The organism is Microcoleus sp. B6-A1, from assembly GCF_036705085.1.
Lineage (GTDB): Bacteria > Cyanobacteriota > Cyanobacteriia > Cyanobacteriales > Microcoleaceae > Microcoleus.
Window position 1 is genome coordinate 15,322 of the sequence record NZ_JAUBTU010000017.1, and the last position, 20,440, is coordinate 35,761.

General features: G+C 47.0%; 18 protein-coding genes, 1 pseudogene and 1 riboswitch. Of the genes and pseudogenes, 8 read left to right on the forward strand and 11 right to left on the reverse strand.

The annotated features are described in order from the left end of the window. Positions 1-27: 27 nt before the first annotated feature. The 5 genes from QUB11_RS08365 to atzF form a co-directional block, all read right to left on the reverse strand. On the reverse strand, positions 28-1,242 hold the full coding sequence (locus tag QUB11_RS08365) for a response regulator (RefSeq protein WP_333206894.1): 1,215 nt from the start codon (positions 1,240-1,242) through the stop codon (positions 28-30). A 216-nt stretch (positions 1,243-1,458) separates the two neighbouring features. Further along, positions 1,459-1,689 carry a membrane protein insertion efficiency factor YidD gene (gene yidD / locus QUB11_RS08370; RefSeq protein WP_333154515.1) on the reverse strand — a complete coding sequence of 77 codons (231 nt, stop codon included), beginning with the start codon at positions 1,687-1,689 and terminating at the stop codon, positions 1,459-1,461. Positions 1,690-1,838: 149 nt separating this feature from the next. After that, positions 1,839-2,780, reverse strand: coding sequence for a tRNA pseudouridine(55) synthase TruB (truB, locus tag QUB11_RS08375; RefSeq protein ID WP_333206895.1), 942 nt, complete (start codon positions 2,778-2,780; stop codon positions 1,839-1,841). Between the two features lie 293 nt (positions 2,781-3,073). Then, positions 3,074-3,823, reverse strand: a complete 750-nt coding sequence (locus tag QUB11_RS08380) for a calcium-binding protein (RefSeq protein WP_333206896.1) — start codon at positions 3,821-3,823, stop codon at positions 3,074-3,076. A 40-nt stretch (positions 3,824-3,863) separates the two neighbouring features. Then, positions 3,864-5,678: an allophanate hydrolase gene (gene atzF, locus QUB11_RS08385; RefSeq protein ID WP_333206897.1), complete on the reverse strand. Its 1,815-nt coding sequence runs from the start codon at positions 5,676-5,678 to the stop codon at positions 3,864-3,866. Between the two features lie 583 nt (positions 5,679-6,261). Next, a riboswitch (guanidine-I (ykkC/yxkD leader) is annotated at positions 6,262-6,416 on the forward strand. Positions 6,417-6,560: 144 nt separating this feature from the next. Here atzF and QUB11_RS08390 point away from each other — a divergent pair. The 7 genes and pseudogenes from QUB11_RS08390 to QUB11_RS31250 all read left to right on the forward strand — a co-directional run. Next, positions 6,561-7,628, forward strand: a complete 1,068-nt coding sequence (locus QUB11_RS08390) for an ABC transporter substrate-binding protein (RefSeq protein WP_333202073.1) — start codon at positions 6,561-6,563, stop codon at positions 7,626-7,628. A 108-nt stretch (positions 7,629-7,736) separates the two neighbouring features. Next, positions 7,737-8,588: an ABC transporter permease gene (locus tag QUB11_RS08395; protein WP_172186088.1), complete on the forward strand. Its 852-nt coding sequence runs from the start codon at positions 7,737-7,739 to the stop codon at positions 8,586-8,588. A gap of 193 nt (positions 8,589-8,781) precedes the next feature. Continuing rightward, positions 8,782-9,558 (forward strand): ABC transporter ATP-binding protein, encoded by a 777-nt coding sequence (locus tag QUB11_RS08400; RefSeq protein WP_333081668.1) that lies wholly within the window; start codon positions 8,782-8,784, stop codon positions 9,556-9,558. A gap of 295 nt (positions 9,559-9,853) precedes the next feature. Beyond that, a complete protein-coding gene (locus QUB11_RS08405) occupies positions 9,854-10,585 on the forward strand; it encodes an urea amidolyase associated protein UAAP1 (protein ID WP_333202077.1) in 732 nt (243 codons plus the stop codon). Positions 10,586-10,662: 77 nt separating this feature from the next. Beyond that, a complete protein-coding gene (locus QUB11_RS08410; protein WP_333202079.1) occupies positions 10,663-11,304 on the forward strand; it encodes an urea amidolyase associated protein UAAP2 in 642 nt (213 codons plus the stop codon). Positions 11,305-11,621: 317 nt separating this feature from the next. After that, positions 11,622-15,239, forward strand: a complete 3,618-nt coding sequence (gene uca, locus QUB11_RS08415) for an urea carboxylase (RefSeq protein ID WP_333202081.1) — start codon at positions 11,622-11,624, stop codon at positions 15,237-15,239. A gap of 251 nt (positions 15,240-15,490) precedes the next feature. Further along, a pseudogene (locus QUB11_RS31250) lies at positions 15,491-15,577 on the forward strand (WG repeat-containing protein); the annotation flags it as partial. 34 nt (positions 15,578-15,611) lie between these two features. Here the strand turns inward: QUB11_RS31250 and QUB11_RS08420 are convergent. From QUB11_RS08420 to QUB11_RS08440, 5 genes are all read right to left on the reverse strand, one after another. After that, complete coding sequence (locus tag QUB11_RS08420; RefSeq protein WP_333202083.1) at positions 15,612-16,409, reverse strand: class II glutamine amidotransferase; 798 nt, start codon at positions 16,407-16,409, stop codon at positions 15,612-15,614. A 284-nt stretch (positions 16,410-16,693) separates the two neighbouring features. After that, positions 16,694-17,590, reverse strand: a complete 897-nt coding sequence (locus tag QUB11_RS08425) for a thermonuclease family protein (protein ID WP_333202085.1) — start codon at positions 17,588-17,590, stop codon at positions 16,694-16,696. A 96-nt stretch (positions 17,591-17,686) separates the two neighbouring features. After that, complete coding sequence (locus QUB11_RS08430) at positions 17,687-18,265, reverse strand: ACP phosphodiesterase (RefSeq protein WP_333202087.1); 579 nt, start codon at positions 18,263-18,265, stop codon at positions 17,687-17,689. A gap of 3 nt (positions 18,266-18,268) precedes the next feature. After that, complete coding sequence (locus QUB11_RS08435) at positions 18,269-18,604, reverse strand: XisI protein (protein ID WP_333202089.1); 336 nt, start codon at positions 18,602-18,604, stop codon at positions 18,269-18,271. Beyond that, a complete protein-coding gene (locus tag QUB11_RS08440; RefSeq protein ID WP_333202090.1) occupies positions 18,592-19,008 on the reverse strand; it encodes an element excision factor XisH family protein in 417 nt (138 codons plus the stop codon). Before QUB11_RS08440 ends, QUB11_RS08435 begins: the two co-directional genes overlap by 13 nt. A gap of 91 nt (positions 19,009-19,099) precedes the next feature. Between QUB11_RS08440 and QUB11_RS08445 the strand changes: the two genes are divergently transcribed. Beyond that, the gene (locus QUB11_RS08445) at positions 19,100-19,387 is read left to right on the forward strand and encodes a hypothetical protein (RefSeq protein WP_333202092.1); all 288 of its coding nucleotides are present in this window, start codon (positions 19,100-19,102) and stop codon (positions 19,385-19,387) included. A 133-nt stretch (positions 19,388-19,520) separates the two neighbouring features. On the opposite strand, the gene QUB11_RS08450 is transcribed toward QUB11_RS08445, so the two are convergent. After that, positions 19,521-20,381, reverse strand: coding sequence for a restriction endonuclease (locus QUB11_RS08450; protein ID WP_333202094.1), 861 nt, complete (start codon positions 20,379-20,381; stop codon positions 19,521-19,523). Positions 20,382-20,440 lie beyond the last annotated feature (59 nt).

Sequence of the window (20,440 nt, forward strand, 5' to 3'; positions counted from 1 at the left end):
GGGGTTATTGTGTTCATTAATTTTGGTTCAAGAATTTGCCAGGGTAAGTTGTCGTGGATTAAGTATATCTTGGGGGCGAATTGCTGAAGGGTAGCGATCGCCTTTTACCTTCAAATACTTGTCAACTATTTGCAAAACCTGTTCGGGATTGGCTGGCTTGCTCAAAAAATCGGAAGCACCTGTCAATTTCGCTCGCGTGCGGTCAATTATACTGTCTTGACTGGTCAAAAACACGATCGGAGTTTCCCGAAAAGCAGGTGCTTTTCGCAAAAAATTGCACAAAGCAAACCCACTTGTCTTCGGCATTACCACGTCCATAAAAATTAAGGCAGGCTTTTGTTTGGCGAGGATGCCCACTCCCTGCATGGGGTCTTGAATTTTTAGGACTCGATATCCCTCCGGCAACAAAATTTGCTCTAAAAATTCGCATACTGTCGGACTGTCATCGATACAAGCAATCAAAGGGCGACCCGGCCCAGCCATCGCCGCGGCCAGGCGCCACTGTTCTATAGGCGACGGCAAGTCTGGTACTGTTCGGAAATTTACTAAACCCTGTTTGATGTAATTAACTAAAGCGCGAGTTGCCACTGTCACGCACTGCTTTTTCTTAAATGCAATATCCCAAAGAGTATTCTCGCCGTTGAATACGTTACCCAAAGCGATCAAAGAATTAGAACTAAATCGATTTTGCTCCAACTGGGCCGACGGTTTTAAAAGCGGTGCTTGTTCTGGATCTACCAGCCACAAACCCATTGCTTTCCACTTCTGCCAAATTTCTTCTGTACAACACAGAATTTTCTCTACTTCTGTTAAAGACACCAGCAAAGAAGAGGTAATTGTAGAAAAATATTTCTGGGACGGACGCCACTCCCGGCGCAAACCCGATTGACCGATCAGGGCAAATAACACTTCGGAAAGGCTGGTGTGGACGATCGCCCTAGCTTGTTCCAGACTCATTTCGCTGGCTGCTATCCCTCGCTGAAGCAGTTGATATTCCCACAGTTCTCCAGCATTGAGGTCTCTGAGATCCACTTGAAAGTTTCGACAGTGTTGCCCGATCGCCCTGTACCAGCGCCTCGATCTGTGCGATCCTCCCGTGGCATAAACCAAACTACCCTGAAAAAAGTAAAGTTGCCACTGTTGTTCCCCTTGCTCTAACACCAGTTTCCCCGTTGCTTGTTTCTGGCTGAGTACAGCCAGAGTATGGGACAACATTTTGTATCCGATTGCGGTAGCAGACATATCAACTCGCATCCCCTGTACTCTGTTTGTACCATTATATAGCTGCTGAGTTTTGAAAGATAACAGTAATATTACTGAATTTGGGTTAAGAAACACCACTAATTGTGCGAATTTCACCCTCTTAGGGAGTGATTCCCCTCGGTAGTTTTAGCCATGAGGATGTAACGCCTATTTGCACTATTAACTAATAACTAAAATACTATTTTTGACTAATAACTAATCGCCCTCGCTATCTGCAGGAGGTACTGGATCGTAACCCCCTGGATGAAAAGGATGACAGCGCAAAATCCGCTTAACTGCCATTGAGCTGCCGCGGGCGGGCCCAAATCTTTCTATTGCTTCGATCGCGTATTGCGAACAAGTTGGCTGAAATCTACAGGCGTTAGGCAGGTAAGGAGAAATTCCCATTTTGTAGCCTCGGATTAATCCGATCAGCAATATTTTCACAATTTTTACCTCAGCGATTGATTAGATTTATAGGCCAATCTCGTCCGGTCCCGCTGTAAGCTAGGTGAATCTAGGGGATTCCCAGCGGTTAGAGTTCCGCCAACTTTTCCCGTACCAATTATACCTTTTTTCATTTTTATTTTAGATACTTAAAGCACAATTTGAGGAGATAATATGGTACTTGTCTCTGAGTTCGCTACTTGACCGATACCTAAAAAATTACCATCTCGATCGTAAACCTGCAAGGGATAGGGAGGTTGGGGTATTGGGTTGTGGGGGGGGTGGTTGCTACTTTCCTCATAGGGCCCGATCGGCGTTTCGGGAATCGGGAGGCGCTGTCCTTGAAACCAGCGTTTGGTATATTCAGGGGAAAGGACGATCGCCCCTAAATGTCCCAAAACCGCCGATGGCAAAATCGGGCAGAATTTATTTTCCTGCAATTGCAGTTCCAATTGTTCAAAAGTTAGACTTTCCTCGATCAAAAAACCGCTACTTTCGGTGCGAGTCAAACAAGCCAAAGTACCGCCTGTCTTCAACACCGCACCCAAATCCCGCGCGATCGCCCGAATGTAAGTGCCCGCCCCGCAGGCGATCGACAAATCCAATTCAGGAAAATCCCCCGATCGCCAATCCAATATTTCCAGCCGAAAAACCTCAACATTTCTAGCAGCAACTTCCACAGTTTCGCCTTTTCTAGCTAACTCATAAAGGCGTTTTCCTCCCACCTGCACCGCACTAAAACTCGGTGGAAATTGCTCGATTTTTCCTAAGAATTTTGGCAGTGCAGCTTGCACTTGTTCCAAACTCAACTCCCGCACCGGTCGAGAATGGATAATTTCTCCTTCTAAATCGTCAGTAGCAGTAGTTAAGCCAAATCGAATTGTGCCTCGGTAAGCTTTATTGTGTTGGAGATATTGCAGCAGTCTGGTTGCTTTGCCCAGGGCGATCGGCAAAACGCCAGTCACAGCAGGATCGAGGGTTCCTCCGTGTCCGACTCGCTTGAGTTTCAATAGCCGGCGCACTCGCCCCACGCAGTCGTGAGAAGTCATGCCCGCAGGTTTGTTGAGATTGAGAAAACCGTCAATAGTCATTAGTCAGTAGTCAGTAGTCAGTAGTGATGAGTCAGTAGTCAGTAGTCATTAGTCAGTTGTTATTTGTTATTTATTATTGGTTATTTGTCATACCAAATCCTGCTTAAATAAATTTCTCTATCTTAGTCTGCGAAGGCAGACTTCGTTTGTGTAGTTTGAGGTCAAAAGCGGTTTCAAGCACCGAGTCTCATAAAATGGTTAGCCAACCCGGATTTTGTATCAGTCAACAGTCAACAGTCAACAGTCAACAGTCAACAGTCAACCGCCAACAGTCAACCGTCAACAATTCCCAATTAAAGAATAAAGTCTGCCTGAGTGATTGAAGTGCGGGTAACTCCGAATAAAGTAGCCAGAGTTTCCTTGGTGCTTGTAAGCTGAATAATTGTACTCGGCGAAGTTCCGGTTCCAGCGGAAATGGTGAGTTCGCCAAAAGTAAGGCCGGCAGCCAAGCGAATTCGATCCGTACCATCAGTAAAATCTGTAATCACATCCCCGTCTGCGAAACGCCCGATCGCAAAAGTATCGTTTCCGGCGCCACCAGTTAAAGTATCTCGGCCGCGATCGCCCGATAAACAGTCATCGCCGATGCCACCAAACAGCGAGTCATCGCCGGCACCCCCAAAAAACGTGTCATTACCCGCGCCGCCCAACAAAGTATCGGTGTCTTGGTTGCCAAATAGCAAATCATTACCCTCGTCGCCCAGCATTGAGTCAGAACCTTTGCCGCCGTAGAAAGTATCGTCGCCGGCGCCGCCCAAAACGCTGTCACGGCCGGCACCGCCGAACAGTCGGTCATTGCCAACGTCGCCCAGCAGTGAGTCATCGCCGTCGCCGCCGTAGAGGGAATCGTCTGCGCCTAAGCCCAAAATGCTGTCAGGCCCACCCAAACCAAATATCAAGTTAGCGCCCGCAGTACCCCTGAGAGAGTCGGGGCCGCTGGTGCCGCGAGTGCCGCCAGCGGCCCCTCCGGGACTGGTACCGCTACCGCCAGTGGGGGTTGGGGTTGTGATGGGAATTGGTACAAGTGGCACTGCTGATGGCATGATTCTGAAGATGGGTAGAAATTTGCAATTCTAACTTAACTTAAAAGCGGAAGTTATAAGCACGCCAACCGCCCAGATCAGAAATATCGATCGCATCCGCCACAGCATAAGGTTCGCACAAAAAGCCCTGCACCGTCGAGCCGTCCTCCAACACCAGCGTACCAATTCCCAAGGGCGGGGGAATTTTAGCGACAAATCCGCCGAAAGCCGCGATCGACAACTCCCAAACTTCCACCTCGATCGCGCTACCGCCCTCTATCTGACGCACCAATCCCGGCTTGCCCAGAGCAGTACCCGTCAAAGCATACAGCTTGTAAATCGGGCTGGTACGGCAGGCGCGAACTAAAACGCCTCCGAGCTCGATTAGTTGATAATTCAGCGGCTCACCGCTTAAATGAGCGCCAACCACGGCTATTTTGACTCGTTCTTCTGAGGAAGATTTGGCGGCGATAGCGGGTTCCGGGACGGTTGGCAGCGGTAGGCCGGTTGCGCCCATAGTTCCCCCCAAGCTAGCGTGGAAAGCAGATCCCAGGCTGCAGAGCGATAGATCGTGCCACGCAGGAGCCATCAGTGTTAATCCTGCAGGCAATCCGCTGCTTTGAAACCCGCTGGGAACTGCGATCGCGCACAAATCGAGCAAATTCGCAAAGTTCGTGTAGCGCCCGAGATTGGTGTTGAGCGCGATCGGCTCGGCTGCAACTTCTGCGACAGTATAAATCGTACCTGTCGTCGGCACCGCCAACACATCCATTGACTGCCACTGAATTTCTGCCTTCTGGCGGAGTTCGGCTAACCGGTAGGACGCGCGGTAGGCAGAGACGGCATCGTAGCGTTTGCCGCCGCTGATAATTTCGTAGACGATCGGATCGATCGCATCTGGGTGCGCGTCGAGGAAATCGCCGATCGCCGCCAGCCTTTCTGCTACCCAAGGCCCGCCGTAGAGCAGTTCGGCAGCATCCGCAAAGGGTTTGAAGTCAATAGGTGCGATCGTGCAGCCCAAAGATTGCAAGCGCGCGATCGCCTCTCGGTAGCGCTGTTCGGCTTCTGCATTCCCGAAAAATTCGAGTTCGCCGTCTGCGGGAACTCCCACCCGCAAGCTGGATAAATCCGGCAAAACTTTCGTTTCAGGGCGGCGAGAAAACGCATCCTCAGCGTCAAAACCGCTGGCTGCTTGCAGCACCGAGGCCACATCCGCACAGGTGAGAGCGAACACAGAAACGCAATCGAGCGATCGCACCGCTGGCAGCAGGCCGCGAGTGCCGATCGAGCCGCAACTTGGCTTCAGCCCGACAATGTTGGTAAAAGCAGCGGGAACCCGCCCCGATCCTGCGGTATCGGTACCCAGAGCAAAACTCACCAATCCGGCGGAGACTGCTGCGGCGGAACCGGAACTCGATCCGCCCGGAATGTAGCGCCGATCGAAGGGATTGCGACAAACTCCATAAGGCGTGCGGGTTCCGACTAATCCTGTGGCAAACTGATCCATGTTTGTTTTGCCGATCGCGATCGCACCTGCCGCGCACAGGCGCTCTACGACTGCGGACGATCGCGCTGGAGTGCGAGCAAACTGCGGACATCCCGCCGTAGTCGGAACGCCCGCCCAATCGAGATTATCTTTGATCGCAAAAGGTATCCCGTAGAGCGGCAATTTTTGCGGGTCTAGGTTTTCCAAGGCTTTGGCGCGTTCGAGGGTTTCCGCCAGCGGTGCTAAATAAATCCATACTGCCGGATCTGCATAGCGTTCGATCCGATCGTACACGCTGGCGATCGTATCTGCAGGCGCGATCGAGCCGGTGCGGTAGCGATCGAGCAGCGAATGAATGTCTAGACTGTTGCTGTGGTTAAATTTTTCCATAGTGCACCGTCAGTCGATTTTAGATTTTAGATTTTAGATTTTAGATTGAAGAAATGACTTCATATCATTTCTGGTTATATGAGGATGATTTAACCGCAGAGAACGCAGAGAACGCAGAGGGAGATCCCAGAGAGATGAATAATTCCAATGCTAACGGATTTGACTTCACAGGCTGTGTTAGGCGATCGTTATTACAACAAATAGAATTTTAGTTTACCGCATTGTCGATCGCCTCCGCATCTAGTCTGGGGCGATCGAAGTATTTCTTGAAAAATCTTCAATTCTGGCCTTGCGGGCTTCGTCTTTGTGTGTGTAAACTTCGCGATTTCCCATCGCCCCCTCTCATCGCCCGCTTTAATCTTCCAAAAAGTTTAATTAACAACTCCCAAAAAAACTGTTTTTTGTAACATCTTACACATTTTCGCATCAAGTTTGCTGTTACCGTTTGAAACGTAGCAATCTAGTAAAATTGCACGCTACATTGTGCTGACTTTTAAAAAAGCTAAGTGCATTGCTGTTACTAACAGTCTCGAATAACTCCTTGGGTTGCAAACAGGACTTATACAGACAAAAACCGAAAAAATTTAACCGCTTCTAGGGTTCCGATTTGAATTAGTTTCTAACTCAGCTTAGAAAGTTCAAGTGCTGGTCCGAGAGAAGCAGACTGGTTCTCCCAATATTTGATTAATTTGAGGGAAACACTAGCCAGTTACACGGCGGGATAAAAGCCCGGGAGAAACGCGATCGGTCAGCAAGACTCGGTTCGTTAGCTCTCGGGCTTTATCCTTGTATATCAAGGGGGTTTGCAGCAGCTAAGGAAGCCAAAGAAGGTGCAAAAGCTCGATCGACATATTCACCTCTAACCAGCAACCAGAATATGCTATGAATATCCGATATTGCTCCCCAAAAATAACGCGCTCGCCCTTATCCTACTGCGCCATATTTTTCATCACCTTGCTTTTCGCTGTCGGCTGCGTCAACCCGGCAATTTATATCAAAACAACCACAGAAACCGAAGCAGCTTCTTCAGTAAGTGCTAACGCAGTTCGCCTCGGATTCAGCGCGTGGCCCGGCTGGTTTCCTTGGCAAATTGCCAAAGAACAAAAGATATTTGAAGCCAACAATGTTCCTGTAGACTTAAAATGGTTTGACGGCTACTTAGAATCGATCAGCACCCTCACAGCAGGACAGATAGATGCTAACAGCCAAACCCTCGGCGATACCGTAAACTCTATATCAGGCGGCGCCGACCAAGTAATTGTTTTAGTCAACGACAACTCGACGGGAAATGACAAAGTGATTGTCGCCGAAGGCATCAATTCCGTTGCCGATTTGAAAGGCAAAAAAGTTGCCGCAGAGGAGGGTACTGTCGATCACTTTCTATTGCTGTTAGGGCTGAGAAGAGCAGGTTTATCAGTGCAAGACATTCAATTTGTACCGCTGGAAACCGGCAAAGCTGCGGCGGCTTTCGTCGGAGGGCAAGTCGATGCGGTGGCAGTATTTGCGCCATTTACCACGCAAGCATTAAAACGAGCGAACAGCAAGGAACTGTTTAGTTCCAAAGATTTTCCGGGGGCGATTTCCGACCACTTGGTATTCACGCGAAAGTTTATTGGCGAACACCCCGATCGAGTGCAAGCCCTGGTCAATTCATGGTTTGCAACATTGGAATACATGAAATCAAATAAAGAGAAATCTTACGAGATTCTCGCCAACCGCGCCGGAGTTAGCGTTGACGAATACAAAGAATATGAAAACGGCACTAAGATATTTACGATCGAGGAAAACTTGAAAGCCTTTCAACCGGGAAATGACATGACATCATTGCAGTTTGCAGCGGCTGAAATGACTAAATTTCTCGTCGATGTAAATTTAGCAAAAAGCCAACCCGATATCAGCACATTATTTGATGATCGTTTTATAAAAGCTTATTCAGAAGGTAAAAGCTAGAATGCAGAATTTACGATTGGGCAGACACAATAAAGTTTCACAAATATTCCTTTAAAAAATTTCCCAAAGCTACTCAAATTACTCGCTCAACCATTCTGCAATTAAATCATGCCACCAAATCCCGAACCGCGATCGATCCAATCCCACCTCAAGCAAAAAAGCCTAAATCCCACCGTTTTCTGGCGGATTGCGGAAGAGATACCACAACCCCTCAATATTGGGTTAACGGTAACATCGATCGCACTGCCGCTGCTGCTGTGGTGGCTAGTAACAACCTTCGCCAACGTAGACCCCAAATTTTTGCCTTCCCCCGGCAAAGTTTTAGAGGCATTTGGTCGGCTGTGGAACACTCGCGAACTTTTGAAAGACACAGTAGCGAGTTTGTGGCGGGTGGGAGTGGGCTTTCTGTTCGCCTTGGTTTTTTCCATACCAATTGGCGTGCTGATGGGCAGCTTTCCCAGTATTCGCGCCTTGCTGGAACCCATGTTCGGCTTGATGCGATATATGCCCGCACCAGCATTCATTCCCTTGCTAATTCTCTACTTGGGAATCGGCGAAGAACCCAAAATAATGCTGATATTTATCGGCGTCTTTTTCTTCAATTCGCTGATGGTGATGGATACAGTCAAGTTTGTTCCAAAAGACTTGATCGAATCTACTTATATGTTGGGTGGGAATCGCTGGGAAATCCTAACTCAAGTTATTTTTCCCCACGTTTTGCCGGGAATTCTTGATGCTAGCCGCATCAACTTAGCTGCGGCTTGGCAATTGGTAATCGTCTCGGAATTGATTGCCGCCACCGAAGGCTTAGGCCGCCGGATCAGCGTCGCCGGTCGATTTCTGCGAACCGATGAAATTTTTGTGGGGCTGATTGTCATTGGGGCGATCGGACTGACTTTTGACTTGCTTTTTCAATATCTGCTGCGGGTTTCTTGTAAATGGTCAAGTCAGAAACAGTAAGCAGATGTTGAAGGAAGAAGGAAGTTCGGCAACGGATTATGTAACGGATGTAACGGATGTCAGGAAGATGGAAGAACGCAGCCCTATCAACCTAAGATTGAAAGACTCGATACCTATCGTTTTGATTGCTAAGCTTGATAAGCTTTGGGAATAAACAAATTCAGTTTTTACTTACAATACAGAGGATAAACTCATGTTTCTACAAATCAACAATCTGCACAAAAACTTTGAAACGAAAAAAGGTAAATTAGTTGTCCTCAAGGACATCAATATGAGCATCAAGCAAGGCGAATTTATCTGCGCGGTAGGCGCATCGGGTTCGGGCAAATCTACTCTTTTGAGGCAGATTGCGGGATTGGACAAGCCGACAACAGGGGAAGTGAAAATTGACGGCAAGGAAGTTGTTTCGCCTGGGCCAGATCGAGGTATGGTATTTCAGCATTACACTCTTTATCCTTGGATGAACGTGCAGGAAAATGCCGAGTTTGGCCTCAAACTTCAAGGCGTTTCCAAGAAAAAGCGACGCGAACAAGCGAGCTATTATTTGAATGTGGTAGGATTGACGCAGTTTGCTTCGTCGCTGCCGAAGGAATTGTCGGGCGGGATGAAACAGCGGGTGGCGATCGCCCGCGCCCTCGCTTCTGAACCTAAAGTATTATTAATGGATGAACCTTTCGGCGCCTTGGACATCCACACCAAAGAATCGATGCACGAATTTATGCTCGATTTGTGGCGCCGCACTCAGATTACAATCTTTATGATTACCCACGATGTCGAAGAAGCGGTGTTTCTTTCCAATCGGATTTATGCTTTGGGCGCTCGTCCAGGTACAGTGAGAAAGGAAATGTCGATTAATTTGCCCGATCGCACTCCCAGCATTAAACGCCACGCCAAATTCCACGATTACCGCGACGAACTCATGGATTTGATGCGGAAACACGGACAGGAAGCAGTTGCAATGGCTGCTTAAATAGAAATAGGTTTGTAGTTGCACTTTTTGCACCCGCGCCAACAGTACAACGGCAAACCTAACTAAGTGGAAACTTAACATCTTGCACCATTGTCAATTACCTATTTAGGAACGGGCTCTTCGGCCCGTTCTACAATAAAATTGAGTTTTGTGGAACGGGCCGAAGAGCCCGTTCTTGAGAATGGTGCAAAATATCAGTGGAAATAAATATTACTTTGGGAGAGGGCGGGTTGTGCCGCTACAAAATACTATTGTTTTATTTCGCTGACCTACCCAAATACATCAAGAGGAACTTATGGTGCAACTATCATCGATCGACACAAACTCAGAAATTGATTCAAGCCTAGTATTAGTCGAAGAAACCGTACCCGGCGGCGCGTACTGGTCGGGGGTCATCAAGCGGGGAAACACCCTGCGAATCACCGATTTAGAAGGCTCTCGCGGCGTTTCCATGCTGTGCTACAACGCCGACAATGCGATCGAACGTTTCAACGCAGCAGACACCGCCAAAATTCAATTCAACGCCTTTCTCAAACAAGGCATGGTGCTTTACACAGACATGGGGCGCATCCTATTTTCTATCACCCAAGACACCTCCGGCTGTCACGATTTGCTAGGAGGATGCAGCAACGCCATTAGCAATGCCAAAAAATACGGCGAAGGAGACTGGAAAAACTCCCGCGACAACTTCCTCAAAGCCCTAACTCGGTGGGGATTGGGCAAAAAAGATATCATGCCCAACCTCAACTTATTTACTCGCATTGCCGTCAAACCAGACGGCACGATGGAGTTTCGCGAAGGCTGCGAGAAACCGGGTAGTTTTATCGATTTGCGAGCAGAAATGAACGTATTGACCATTATCTCTAACTGTCCCCACATCCTGCATCCGGGTTCAATTTACGATCCAAAACCCATCCAAATTCAGATTGTGAAATCCCCCGCACCCGCACCAGACGACTTGTGCCGCACCGCCAACCAGGAAGTCGTGCGCGGCTTCATCAACACCGATGCTTTGTTCGTGCAATAGACGCGATTCCAGCACTCAATCTTGTCCGCATCAATCGGCGGTAAAAAATTCTGCAATTCCATCACAAAAAGTGAACCATGACTGCAACTACTCAACAAATTCTCGATCCAAAAACTGCCATTTATAACGAAGTCTTACCGGCCAGACATCCCTGGTCTCGCGTCATCAAAAAAGGAGAGATTCTTCGTATTGTAGATTTAGGCGGAAATCAAGCAGTAGATTTTTTAGTTTACAATGCCGATGACCCTTCCGAACGCTACAGCGCCCCCGATACGATCGTCAATCAAGGCAACATCTTTGTCACTACAAACAGCCAACTCATTTCTAATGAAGGGCGAGCCATTATGACCATAATTGCGGACTCCTGCGGGCGGCACGATACCTCCGGCGGCGCCTGTAGCTGCGAGAGCAATTCGGTGCGGTTTGGACTCGATAAAAAATACCAGCACGCCTGTGTAGAAAATTTCATCGCCGCAATTCTTCCCTACGGTTTGGGGAAGCGAGATTTAGTCAGCAATATCAACTTCTTTATGAATGTTCCGGTTAGCGAAGATGGCACGCTTGAAATTGTTGACGGCATCTCCGATCCGGGAAGTACAGTTGATTTGCGAGCCGAAATGAACGCGCTGGTTGCTATTTCTAATTGCCCGCAAATGAACAATCCTTGCAATGCTTACAATCCTACGCCGATTCAGTTGATTGTTTGGGATTCTGTGTAATCTGAAAATATCTAATTATTAGGACTTACGCACTCCGAATAAAGAAACCGGGTTTTTAACCGAGATTGAAAGTTTTAAGCAATTATTTTGGTTAAAAACCCGGTTTCTGAGCCCCTGCCCCAAGTCCAAGAAACCGGGTTTCTGCGATGATTTTGGCATCCTCACCCAGATTTAGGAAGAAACCCGGTTTCTGAGCCCCTGCCCCAAGTCCAAGAAACCGGGTTTCTGCGATGATTTTTGTATCCTCACCAAGATTTAGGAAAAAACCCGGTTTCTGAACCCCTGCCATTAGCAATTCCCAATTCCCAATTACCTAAATGTTTAACAAAGTTTTGATTGCAAATCGCGGTGAAATTGCCTGCCGAATTATCCGCACCCTCGATCGCCTCCAAATTGCTTCGGTAGCAGTATATTCGGAAGCCGATGCCCACGCCAAACACGTTTTCGCCGCCACCGAAGCTGTTTGTATCGGTGCAGCCGCCGCAGCCGAGAGTTATTTGCGGTTCGATCGCATTCTCGAAGTTGCGCGCCAAACAAAAGCTCAAGCTATCCATCCGGGTTACGGCTTTTTGAGCGAAAATGCTGAATTTGCCGAAGCTTGTGCAAGCGAAAATATTGCATTTATCGGCCCGACTCCGAGTCAGTTGCGCTGCTTTGGATTGAAGCACACCGCGCGGGAAATAGCCGCTGCAAATCAAGTGCCGCTAACTCCCGGAAGCGAACTTTTAGCAAGTTTGGAGGATGCCCAAAAAGCGGCTGGGGCGATCGGCTATCCGGTGATGCTCAAAAGTACCGCAGGCGGAGGCGGCATCGGTTTGCAGGCTTGTTTTGGCGATCGAGATTTAGCAGAAGCCTTTGAAAAAGTACAGCGTTTGAGTCAAAGCAATTTTAAACAAAGCGGCGTTTTTTTAGAGAAATACATTCAAACAGCTAGACACATTGAAGTCCAAATCTTTGGAGATGGCAAAGGCAATGTCATAGCCTTGGGCGAGCGAGATTGTTCGGTGCAGCGGCGCAATCAAAAAGTAATAGAAGAAACCCCCGCCCCTGCTATTACCGACGAACAGCGAAATCAGTTGTACAGTGCAGCAGTGCGGTTGGGAAAAGCGGTAAATTACCAGTCAGCCGGTACTGTTGAATTTGTATTTGATGTCGATGCGAAACTGTTTTATTTTTTGGAAGTCAACACGCGCTTGCAAGTCGAACACGGCGTTACTGAAGCTGTCAACAACATCGACCTCGTTGAGTGGATGGTAAAACAGGCTTCGGGAGATTTGTTCCCCCTGGAAGAGTACCGCTATCGACCGCAGGGACACTCAATTGAGGTGCGAATTTATGCGGAAGATGCCGGCAAGAATTTTCAGCCGAGTTCCGGGTTGCTGAATCAAGTTGCGTTTCCCGAAAACGTCCGCTGCGACAGTTGGATAGAAACCGGAACTGAGGTAACTCCTTTTTACGATCCGCTGCTAGCCAAAGTAATCGTTTGCGGGGATAATCGAACCCAGGCGCTCGCTCAACTGAAAGCTGCTTTAGATGCCAGTGAAATAGCGGGAATTGAAACTAATTTAGATTACCTCCGCCAGATTTTGGACGATTCCCGATTCAGCCGGGGCGAACTGAACACGCGCTTTTTAAACTCTTTTGAATACGCACCTTTAACGATCGATGTATTGGATGGGGGCACCTACAGCAGCATTCAGGATTATCCGGGGCGCATTGGCTATTGGGATGTGGGCGTGCCGCCTTCTGGGCCGATGGATCATCTGGCATTTCGATCTGCAAATCGTTTAGTAGGAAATCCCGAATCTACAGCAGGATTAGAATTCACAGCGACAGGCCCAACTCTGCGCTTTAATGCCGATACAGTTATTAGTTTGACTGGTGCAACTATGAAGGGAACGCTAAACGGCGAATCGGTGCCGTTTTGGACGGCAATTCCCGTAAAAGCTGGCAGCATCCTCAAGTTAAAAGCCATTCAAGGCGGCGGCTACCGCACTTATTTAGCGGTAAAGCACGGCTTGAATGTCCCCGATTATTTGGGCAGCAAATCAACTTTTGTACTGGGCAAATTTGGCGGACACGCGGGCCGCACGCTGCGTCCGGGAGATGTGTTAAAACTCAACCAAACTGCAACTCTGGAAGCGGAAATATCTTTGCCTCCGGAACTCATTCCCACCTACAGCAATAATTGGGAAATTGGTGTTTTGTACGGGCCTCACGGCGCGCCGGATTTCTTTACTGAGTCAGACATTGAAATGTTTTTCTCTACAGAATGGCAGGTGCATTATAACTCGACGCGGACGGGCATTCGGCTGATCGGCCCGAAGCCCACCTGGGCGCGTCAAGACGGGGGAGAAGCGGGTTTGCACCCGTCTAACATTCACGATAATGCTTACGCGATCGGCACGATCGATTTTACGGGCGATATGCCTGTAATTCTCGGTCTTGACGGCCCGAGTTTGGGAGGTTTTGTCTGTCCTGCTACTATTGTGCAGTCGGAATTGTGGAAAATCGGGCAACTAAAACCGGGGGACAGCATTCGCTTTCACTGTTTGAGTTTTGCTGAAGCTTTGCAGCGGGAATTAGCACAAAATAGGCAAATTGCTACTTTTTGCTTGCCTGTTTTTGGGGAAAATGCGGAGGAATTGCCTGCAGTTCCCGCTTCTCCTATTTTGCACGAAATTCCCGAATCTCCCGGACAGGTTGCTGTTACTTACCGTCAAGCTGGGGATAAATATATTCTAGTTGAATACGGCCCGTTGGTGCTGGATTTAAATTTGCGTTTTCGGGCGCACGCATTGATGGAACAGTTGAAAGCAAATCCGTTGCCTGGTGTTATCGAATTAGTGCCGGGAATGCGATCGCTCCAAATTCACTTTGAGGGCCGCCAGATTTCGCAACAGCAGCTAATGCAGGCGCTGATTGCGGCGGAGGCGGAACTTCCGGCGATCGAGGATTTGGAAGTGCCGGCGCGAATTGTGCACTTGCCTTTATCTTGGGAAGATGAATCGACGCTGTTGGCCATTGAAAAATATATGCAGTCTGTGCGATCGGATGCACCTTGGTGTCCCAGCAATATTGAGTTTATTCGCCGCATAAACGGGCTTGACAGCATCGAACAAGTCAGAGAAATCGTATTTAATGCTAGCTATTTAGTGATGGGTTTGGGAGACGTTTATTTAGGCGCGCCCGTCGCAACTCCCCTCGATCCGCGCCACCGTTTGGTTACTACTAAATACAATCCCGCCCGCACTTGGACTCCTGAAAATGCAGTTGGCATTGGCGGCGCGTATTTGTGCGTTTACGGGATGGAAGGGCCCGGAGGTTATCAATTTGTCGGCCGCACGGTGCAAATGTGGAATCGGTTCAAACAAACGGCGGATTTCCAGTCTGGTAAACCTTGGCTTTTGCGCTTTTTTGACCAAATCCGATTTTATCCGGTTTCTCATGAGGAATTGCACCGCTGTCGGGAAGCATTTATCGAAGGGAAGTTTAAATTAAAGGTTGAGAAAATCACTTTTAATTTGAGAGAATACAATGAGTTTTTGCATTCTATTGCGGGCAGTGCGGCTGAATTTAAAGCGCAGCAGCAGACCGCATTTAATGCAGAGCGCGATCGCTGGGCCGCATCCGGGGAATTTGAGGCTGAATCTGCCACAGAATCCTCGGCGGATGCGGGTTCTGAAACAGCGGCGGAGGTTACTTTGCCGATCGGCTGTGAGGCAGTTGTCGCTCACGTTTCGGCCAATGTTTGGCAGGTGCTAGTTAATGTGGGAGATGCGGTTGCAGAGGGCGATCGGCTGTTAATTTTGGAAGCGATGAAAATGGAAATTGCTATTACTGCTGATGTGGCGGGCACTGTTGCCGAGTTGTTTTGTGAAAAGGGGCAAACGGTGACAGCCGGACAAATTCTAGCGGCTGTTCAACAGAATTAATCCCTCTGTTGTCACTTCGGGGAAAGTAGAAGCCCTTGGATAATTGCGGCATGATTTTGATTGTTTTGTGGGATGGGATATGGTAGCCAGTCAGGTGTATTTTCACTGAAGGCGAGACACCTCACAAGAATCATCATCAAATTGTGCAACCCCGGCTCATTTAATGAAGGTTTAGCAGCAGTTAGGGCTTCAAAAGGGTGCGGATACATCAATCAAACAGGCTAGTGGGCGATCGCCCCTAAGTTTCCGCTGTAGGCAGTTTTTCCGAAGGCTTAGCCGCTGTCAAGCGCAATGACAAATCTGGCTTCATCAATCAAGCTGGAAAGCTGGTCATTTAGCAGGTTCGATGCTCTGTTTAGGCTTTAAATTTGTTTAAGTCTCGTAACTTAACTCCAGCCGTCCAGAATTGACCGGCAAACCATCCTGAAATACCAGCAATTCTCCCGGCTGAATTTGCGTCCAAACTTCGTTATCTGTCAGCGGAAAAGTGGCAATAACAGCCACGCGATCGCCCTCGTTGGTCAATTCCCGGAAATCGACTGTTACATCTTCGTCGATCGAGTGAGCGCTAGCAAAAGGTGCTTGTCGCACAATATAATGCAGATTAGTAGAACAGTGGGTGAACAAGTGTTCTCCATCGGAAAGTAAATAATTAAAAATTCCGTGTTCTGCCAAAGTTTTAGTAATTTCCTCCAGAACAGGGTAAATTTCCGCTAAAGCAGGCTTACTTTGAGGAAAATTAGAGCGTAGCTTTTCTAATATCAAACAGAATGCTTTTTCGCTGTCTGTTTTGCCAACGGGTTTGTAAACTCCGGCACATTCTGGATAAAAATTTTCGAGATTTCCGTTGTGAGCAAACACCCAATAACGTCCCCAAAGTTCCCGAATAAAAGGGTGGCAGTTTTCCAGAGCAATTTCGCCTTGCGTAGCTTTGCGGATGTGAGCAATCACGTTAGTTGAATGAATGGGATAGCGACGCACTACTTCTGCCACCGGAGAAGCAATCGCAGGTTTTGAGTCTATAAAAAGGCGACATCCCAAACCTTCAAAGAAAGCAATTCCCCAACCGTCTTGATGAACGTCTGTTCTGCCACCTCTTGCAGAAAAACCCTCAAAAGAAAAGCAAATATCTGTCGGAACATTGCAGTTCATTCCCAGTAATTGGCACATAGCTTTTAAATTTCTGGAGTTTGAATGGATGTCGCAGCTATTGGCAGCTACAGAGTTGCGATTATACTATTATAGTATGAATTGATTTAGCCTTATAAAAAAAACACAATAATTTTGGATTGTCAACCATAATGCTACTTAAATTTTCAAAAATGCGTGAAGCCAAGCTATCCCGAACGCGCGTGCGAGCCCGTTGCGGTAGGGAAGCGCCCAAAATTTAATAGCCTTCCCCGCAGAACAGTCTTCATCGTTCCATTTGTCCTGCAATTAAATTTATGTAAAATTCACTTTTGTGGGGGAAAGTCTGAAAGTTGTTTGATATCCTTCAAAACTATTTGAGGCTTCCCTTTGTACTGTTCTACCTTCCCACTGACATACACATATCCCCGTCCCAGACCCGCATAACGCTTCTCGATTAGCCGCTTCAATGGAGCTCTTTCATCAGTTTCAGCATCCGGTATCCACAAATCTAATTTATGATAAACTGAGCCAGCATAAATCAGAGCGCTTCCGCCGATCCATTTATTAATACCAGCCTGCAAATCGCAGAAAATAGTAATAGATTTAGCTTTTTCAGAAGCAGCTAATATTTTCGGGTAGTCCAACCTCAAAGAAAGCGCTCCTGCGGTTGCTTCCGACAACCGAAACTCTTCAACAATCGAGCCTCGCATCGACCACCAAGGCAGTAAATTAGCATAGTTGCGAGAGGGAATTTTGGCATTGATAATCGGATTCCAAATCATCAGATTGTAAGCTTTAGCTGCCGATTCTGCCTCAGTCATTTGTCGGTGATACAATCTGGAGCGCCCGTATTTGACGAAGTAGGGACTCCAGCCTTCTTCAATCAGTTTAAGATTGTAATTTTCTCCGTCTTTATGTACGTAACAGAGGAGACGCCCGTAGTTGTCGCGGTGTTTTTGTAGAGCCACTTCAACCGAATCGTCTGTATCAAATTCTATGTCAATTTGAGCAAGTCCGCCATCTGCTGTCGCAAAGTATTTTTTAGCCATTTCCGTACCTGCTTTCCCCGCCGCAGTTACAGGTTTGGAGCCTCCCGGATGACTTTCTTCTGTATCGACGCAAATCAGCCGCAGAGACTCGGTTTTGCCGTTGAGAGAAATTTTGATGCTGTCGCCATCAACTACTTTAGTTATTTGTAGGTTCGGAATTCTGGTTGCCATATTTTGAACCCTGTTGCACTTGAGATTTCATACAGGTATCGGTTGAATCATACACGAGTTCGCTATCAATAGCAACTGTAATTTTTGTTGTTTGTATTAATATTTGTCAAGTGTGGCGTATTTTATCAAGTCGGGGAAAAAATCTCGAAAATCGGATTCTAATCGCTGATAGTTAGCTGTCAAATCTTCTATGCCGCTTGCCAAGTTATTTGTCCGCTTTATTCGGGCCGACATTCTTGTAAGAGTGATGCCGATTTCGGCGATGTCCTGATAAGATGAAAGCAAGTCGCGCGCAATTATTGTTGGCAGCAGCCGCTGGAGAGATTCAGGCAATATATCGCGGTTGTCTTGCAGGAGTTTATACACATGGCAAGAAAAATCGCGGAGGGGAATTTCTGAATATTCCAGCCAATTTTTAGCCAAGAAGTGGTCGTAAAACACGTCAATCAAAACTCCAGCAAACCTGCGTCTCTCGGCGCAAACAAGGCTTTTACTCGATCGCACTATTGGGTGAGAGTCGGTGTAGCTATCTACTTTGCGGTGCAAATCGATGCCTTTTCTAATTTCATCGGGATAAAGGTTGACAGCCGAACCTTTGACAAAATCTCCTAAGAGGTTGCCAATCAGGGATTCTGGCGTGCCTTTTGATAAGAATAGATGAGCCAAATAATTCATTAACTACACAACTGCATAACCTGTATGAGGTCTGACATCTGCGGGATGAAAACCTAAAACAATGGAATCCTTGGAAATTCCAGCCGCTACAAGTTCTTTTGTCACGCCGTATTCTGTCTCATCTCGCTGTACCCAAATCTTATCATCAATAATATCTATATGAACCAAACAGCCGTGAATTCGTTTGGCTTTATCCCAGCCTAAAGTAACTAGCAGGTAACAATCAGATTTTTCATCAAACACGGCTTTACAAATTATATCGCCATGAGAGTAAGGAATTTTTGTGTAAGGTTCGAGAACGGTTTTAATCGTGTTTCTAAAGTTAGCTAAAGTATCCATTTTACGATCGCCTCTTGATTTGGGTCGAATACAATCAGCTTGAGCTTTTCATCTTCAATCATTAATTGACCGATCGGTTCTTCAAATAGAGATTCATAGGTGATATCGCGAACAGCCAGATAAAGCGTATGTTCTGGATAAGTTCTCTGAAGCACAGATCGATAAATAGTAAATTGTCCGATCGCCTCTCTCAAGTCCTGCATTTCTGAATCGCTGACAAAGCTTTTGACTTCCACAGCAATTTTCTGTTCTCCTCGTTCTGCTGCGAGTACCTGTTTTGCTCCCAGATCCACATACATATCTTTTTTTCCCCATTTCAGATGGAGAGGATCGTGAGTAATTATCCACCCATCATTGATGAGAGATTTTTTGACTGTATTGTGGTACAGGTCTAAAGCAGGCATAGAACAACACGAGTAATATTAGACTTCATGGTTATATAATAGCAAATAATGATGCAATTATCTTAAACCGCAACTACAAGGAGAAAGAGTAATGGCTGTTCTAGAATGTGTAAAACCTGGTGCTAAACTCGGTCAAATTATTCTTGCCGTCGATCTGACTGTTGCCGGTGCTGTCGATCGCATTTTAGCAAAAATTCAAGACTTAGGATATGACCCAGAAATCCGCCATGTCAACTATCCGTCAGGAGTGCACGTCTTAGCAATTCTCAAAGACGAACAGCATTCTGAAGCAGTTGATGATGACTACTTGTTAGAGGATTGGCTACAGGTAAGGTCGCAAATTAACCCAGATGCGGTTCATCTGTGGCGCGGTAAATAAGCTGTTGTTGGTCTATCCATGAATCTTTGATAACAAAAGAGCGATCGCCTAACTGTAGTATGCAGGCATCGCTGCACCCATGCTCAAATATTGCTTGCGATTGACTGAAGATCGATCGCTTCACAATAGAAGCTTAAATCTTTGTAAACCAATTAGCATCCACTTCCACAGACTCAATCATTTTTATCTTGACACCAAGCCCCAACTCTTTTAGTCGTTGAACTAACTGCTCACCATCAATCAAATCTATTGGGGGTGCGCCATCTCGTGTTGCTTCTTTGACAGCATCTCTGGTAAATGTTCCAGTTGTAATGAATAAACCTTTGTCGGTTCGTCCCTGCATTGCCCCACGGAAGTCTCTAATTTGACTCGCCGTAACCGAACCCTGATAGCGCTTGCACTGAAACAGAACATGAAAGCTCAAGAAACCACTAATACGGGCAATACCTACACCATCAATTCCACCATCGGCGGACTTACCTGTAACCTGTACTTGTATAAAGCCTGATTCACGTAGTAGGCGCTGTGCCAAACGCTCAAATGCAGAAGGTTCTAGTGATAGCAGTATTTGATGAAGCTGCTGATGCCATGCAACTTCTTCTAAATTTTCAACTGCTCCAACATTTGCGTTTAAATTATCTGGCGACATCACCTTTTTCTTGTCAGTCTCTCGAACCACCTTGACAATTTCTTTTGCATCCAGAATATCAAAATCTATAGATGTTGAAACTAAAGACCACACGCCACGTGAGGAATTTTGTAAAAGCCCGTATTTTTTCAAGTAAGTACGACTCCAACCAAGTCGATACTCAACAGCACTCTGGGATTTGTTTCCATGTGGGATATCCAGCACCTCGTTAGGTAAGTTGAGAATCTGGGCTACTCGGTCATAAATCTCTTCAGTAGTTCCCGATCCACCCAGCATTTGTAGAGCCTGAATTGTGGGCAAGAGCATTGAGTCAAATGTAGGGATTGAATGGGTAGCTCTGTTCATCTAAAAACTGTTGATATAATTTGCCAAGCACTGCTTTTTTAATGAGAAACTGATGGCAT